Here is a 4,247-nt window from a genome sequence, read left to right on the forward strand (position 1 = left end):
GATATATTCGGGAGGTTGGTTGATTTCCGCTCAAAGTTGGTTGATTTCCTCCTCAGGTTGATCGATATCTGATCCTAGGTGGTTGATATATTGTTAAAGTTGGTTGATTTAACGGGAGCACGAGCTGAATATTGCGTGTTCAGCTATCGTTAGAGCTCGTATAAAAAGGTCCAACTCCAAATAGTTGAAAAAGGCCCTCCAATCATACCTGGAGGGCTTCGGTTAAAGCATAGTTTTATAAAAAGTGATGACGAACAGTCACTACAAGCCAAAGGATAAGCAAACCCCATATCACAAGAATGAGTAACCCGGCAATCCAATTCTTCGGCTTGCTGAATTCCATTTGGTGTGCCTTTGCTTCACATTGTAACAGGACTTCCCGCGGTATCATTTTTAAGGCCAAGAAGATTCCTAATGGAACGATAATAACATCGTCAAGGTAGCCTAGAATAGGAATGAAATCAGGTATTAAATCAATCGGGCTGAATGCGTATGCCACTATTACGGCCGATAATACTTTCGCATGCCAGGGCACTCTCACGTCCTTGCAGGCAAGGTATAAAATAAAGATTTTTTGTTTTAATCTTTTGGCCCATGCCTTTATTTTCACCATCATTTCACCCTGCCATCCCTTGCAACAGTCTACATTGTTACTTTATCTGAGTCTTTACGGAAAATCAATTCACTTACAGATAACAGCTTACTTCCGTTAATCACTAAATAGATCGCCATTGCTAACAACGCCAGATCCAGTTCATATCCTGCCATTTGACCATTTCCTAATAAACCGGCGGACAGTTTCACTTTCAAGGTTGCTCCAATCATCAGTAATGCAAACACCCCTGACAAGATCCTTGTTCCCATTCCAAGGAGAAGCGCTATGCCGCCAACGAGTTCAAGGCCGGCTACTCCGTACGCAAGTGGGCCCGGCAACCCGATACTGTCAAACCAGCCAACGATGTTTTCAATACCGCCTTGAAATTTTGCCATCCCATGAAAGAAAAATAATGCTCCCAATGTTACACGTAAAATAAGTGCCCCGATTTCACTTTTCAACAACATTTTTACTCCTCCGTAATTCTCAAATCTAAGTTCCGGTACTAGCTAAGCAATATCTTTAATTAGAGTATATTTATTTCGAGATATTTTAGAATAAAAAAGCATCTACAGCATATTGTCCTGGGCCACTGAATGCAATTCCTATTGCTACTGCCAGCAATACCAGGTTATATTCATAACCATTCTGCGTTGCCCATAATCCATTTTTCCCATGCACCTTGGAAATTGCAATAACCATCGTCCCAGCAATCATCAATCCGGCAAGAGGAGTAAGCAGTCCCAGTGCGAACAATATTCCTCCAATGAATTCCGACAATCCAGCAAGGAGAGCCATTGTAACACCAGGCTTCATTCCAATTGACTCCATCCATCCTCCAGTACCTTCTAATCCGTGTCCGCCAAACCAGCCAAACAGCTTCTGTGCACCGTGCCCTATAAACAGTAATCCAACCACTAAGCGAATGATCAATAAGCCTAAATCCATCATAATAAAACCCTCCTGTTATATTTTATCTCGAATTCGAGACATTATGATAAAAATTTTTATTCTTCTACTCTGCTGCTAATTTTTTTGAGCAACCTCACCAGAATTTCCGCCTCATCATCATGAAGGGAATCAAAAATATAATCAATCGATTCCTTATGCTTTGGCATGATACTTTCCATCACGCTTTTACCTTCAGCCGTCAATGCTAAATAGATTGCGCGGCGATCACTCGGGCATGAGCTCCTGGCCAACAAGCCCCTAGTTTCCAATTTATCGATTATATACGTCATGGAACCGCTCGATATCAAGACATTGCTGCCGACCTGCTGGATCGTTTGCCTTCCCTTCATATAAAGCACTTCCAGAACAGCAAACTCAGTTAAGCTCAGCTTCTCTTCCGCCATTTCGAGCCTCATCCGCTCCTGGATTGCTTTAGATGTCCGCATTAATGCCAAATAAGGCAAGCTCGAACACTTTCTTTCCAATCACCTCACCTCCTGTTGAATAATTTAAATTAAAACATCTTTAATTAATATATCTTGAATATGAGATAATGATAATGCCTTTTAAGTTGTGTGTCAACCCTTTTTACTTTTTTACATACACTCACTTCTACTTTTCCCTTATCAAAATAGATTTTCCGCCAAGCCCTATCGATTCCAGCCACTTTTCCATTTTTTATTTCGCAAATCAATACAAACACCCTACTGTTGGGAGTAACACGAGGAGATGCACCGCACATGGGAGCAGCTAGCATGCAGGTCCATAACGTCGTTCCAGGAGAAGACGTTATTATTGTACGAGGGCATATCGGCTGGGAGAGGAACCTCAGGGCGCGACTTTCAGTCCATTGGATGAATTAGCCCGCTCGAACGGCCTAGTACCCGCTTTCACTGATAAGCGAAACCACCCGGATATATGCTCAATTAAGTGGAAGGCTGAGACAAGAGTCTTACCAGAAATATTTCTAACAAGGAAGCAACGCCGGCCAAGCGTTGCTTCTTTACTCTCGCACCCGTGAGCCGAATAAAAAATATCAAAATAAACAAAGGTATTATCGGAATGATGAACAGAACCTAGTGGAAAAACTAAATTAAAATATATTTGACATAACACCTTTAGGTGCTGTAATAATTAATGACACCAAAAGGTGTTATTTGAATTTTGGAGGTATAAAATTATGCAAACGCAGGAAAAACTACCAGAAATCCGTAAAACGGTTATACTTAATGCTCCTATTGAAAAAGTATGGAAAGCAGTATCAACGTCAGAAGGTATTGCAGCATGGTGGATGCCAAATTCTTTTGAAGCTATTTTGGGACGTGACTTTATACTTCATACAGGTCAGTACGGTGACTCACCTTGCAAAGTTACAGAGCTTGACCCAACCAACCGTGTCGGTATTGACTGGGGTAAGGATTGGCATCTTTCTTTTGAATTAAAAAAATTGGAAGATGGAAAAACGGAGTTTACCCTAATTCATTCTGGCTGGGATGCAGAAAAAGTCACAGAGTTTGGACAACCACACTCAGTCATTCGTGGATTTATGGACGGCGGTTGGGAGAAAATTGTAAAAGAGAAGCTTCCGGCATATATAGAGGCTTAAGTGTGGTCTACGAATCCAGGCATGATGTTTTTCAAGCAATTTCCGACCCTTCCCGTCGTAGTCTGTTAAATTTGCTTGTTGGAAAAGAAATGTCGATAACTGGAATTACGGAATGCTTCCCGATAAACCGTACGGCTGTGAATAAGCATCTTCATATTCTTTCCAATGCTGGTCTCGTCAAAAGCCAGAAGGTGGGACGTGAAACTCGTTATACGCTTAAACCAGAACCTTTGATTGAACTACAAAATTGGCTTTCGTTTTTTGAACAATATTGGGATAAAAAGTTGTTAGCTCTTAAAAAATTTATAGAGGAAGATAACGATTAGAACTTATAAGAGAACCGGGATTGTGTTGTTTAACACTCTCGGTTCTCTTATTTTTATTCAACTATACTACTCAGTTAGCTCAATACGAAATTTAACAAAAAAGTGCGGTAATCCTTCCTAGATCAACACACCCGTTTGTTTAAGTACATTTTTTCACAAACTACAGCAAATATTGAATTAACTAGTTCTATATGGGCGAGTCGAAGGTAAAAATGTTAGTTGATTTACTAACTCTAAATACTCATCTTCATTAATTTCAAAAGATTCCTATTCTCCTGCACGAGGATAAAACCCTTTTAAAAATAACTGATTCAATGTTACCAGTGGAGCAAAATGATAATAATGATTACATTCCTTATCGTCTTTCATTAACTTTAATACACTCTTTCCGATTTGAAATGACGCATAACGTTCATTGGCAAATAAAACTTTAAATTGGAGGGTTTGTTCATAAAATTGCACAGTTTGCTCAAAATTAGAAATCAGTAGTTCGACTTTGCTTAATTTTCATGCGCATAAACTCCTTGTAATTGCTGTATTAAGAAAAATTAGATCCAGGTACTAAAAAAAGAATTACTTCTGTAAGAGTTAACATAATACGAACATCTTTTAATCCCCATGTACTTATAAAATTTTATTCCACTGCTTTACATAAACTCTCCTCCCAACAAACACAATAAGGAATACTGTCTCAGTACCAGCAAAATACGTTTTTAAATCCAGGTGACAAATGGGGTGAAAAAATGGTTGGAGAGAAAATTACAATGCT

At 39.4% G+C, this 4,247-nt stretch carries 6 protein-coding genes and 1 pseudogene; 2 read left to right on the forward strand and 5 right to left on the reverse strand.

From position 1 onward, the window contains the following. Positions 1 to 235 precede the first annotated feature (235 nt). The 4 genes from D1970_RS21845 to D1970_RS21860 all read right to left on the reverse strand — a co-directional run bounded on the left by D1970_RS21845 (position 236) and on the right by D1970_RS21860 (position 2,031). Entirely contained in the window at positions 236 to 616 is a 381-nt protein-coding gene (locus D1970_RS21845; protein ID WP_119114940.1) for a YkvA family protein, read from the reverse strand. A 26-nt stretch (positions 617 to 642) separates the two neighbouring features. Beyond that, positions 643 to 1,062 (reverse strand): DoxX family protein, encoded by a 420-nt coding sequence (locus D1970_RS21850; RefSeq protein WP_181213381.1) that lies wholly within the window; start codon positions 1,060 to 1,062, stop codon positions 643 to 645. A gap of 85 nt (positions 1,063 to 1,147) precedes the next feature. Then, positions 1,148 to 1,546, reverse strand: a complete 399-nt coding sequence (locus tag D1970_RS21855; protein ID WP_119114941.1) for a DoxX family protein — start codon at positions 1,544 to 1,546, stop codon at positions 1,148 to 1,150. A 56-nt stretch (positions 1,547 to 1,602) separates the two neighbouring features. After that, positions 1,603 to 2,031, reverse strand: a complete 429-nt coding sequence (locus tag D1970_RS21860; RefSeq protein ID WP_181213380.1) for a MarR family winged helix-turn-helix transcriptional regulator — start codon at positions 2,029 to 2,031, stop codon at positions 1,603 to 1,605. A gap of 695 nt (positions 2,032 to 2,726) precedes the next feature. Between D1970_RS21860 and D1970_RS21870 the strand changes: the two genes are divergently transcribed. Both D1970_RS21870 and D1970_RS21875 read left to right on the forward strand, forming a co-directional pair. Next, positions 2,727 to 3,152, forward strand: coding sequence for an SRPBCC family protein (locus tag D1970_RS21870; RefSeq protein ID WP_119114942.1), 426 nt, complete (start codon positions 2,727 to 2,729; stop codon positions 3,150 to 3,152). A 2-nt stretch (positions 3,153 to 3,154) separates the two neighbouring features. Beyond that, positions 3,155 to 3,478, forward strand: coding sequence for an ArsR/SmtB family transcription factor (locus D1970_RS21875; protein ID WP_119114943.1), 324 nt, complete (start codon positions 3,155 to 3,157; stop codon positions 3,476 to 3,478). Between the two features lie 267 nt (positions 3,479 to 3,745). Here the strand turns inward: D1970_RS21875 and D1970_RS23545 are convergent. Further along, positions 3,746 to 3,970 (reverse strand): annotated as a pseudogene (locus D1970_RS23545) (VOC family protein); the annotation flags it as partial. Between the last annotated feature and the right edge of the window lie 277 nt (positions 3,971 to 4,247).

Source organism: Mesobacillus zeae (assembly GCF_003570705.1).
Lineage (GTDB): Bacteria > Bacillota > Bacilli > Bacillales > Cytobacillaceae > Mesobacillus_C > Mesobacillus_C zeae.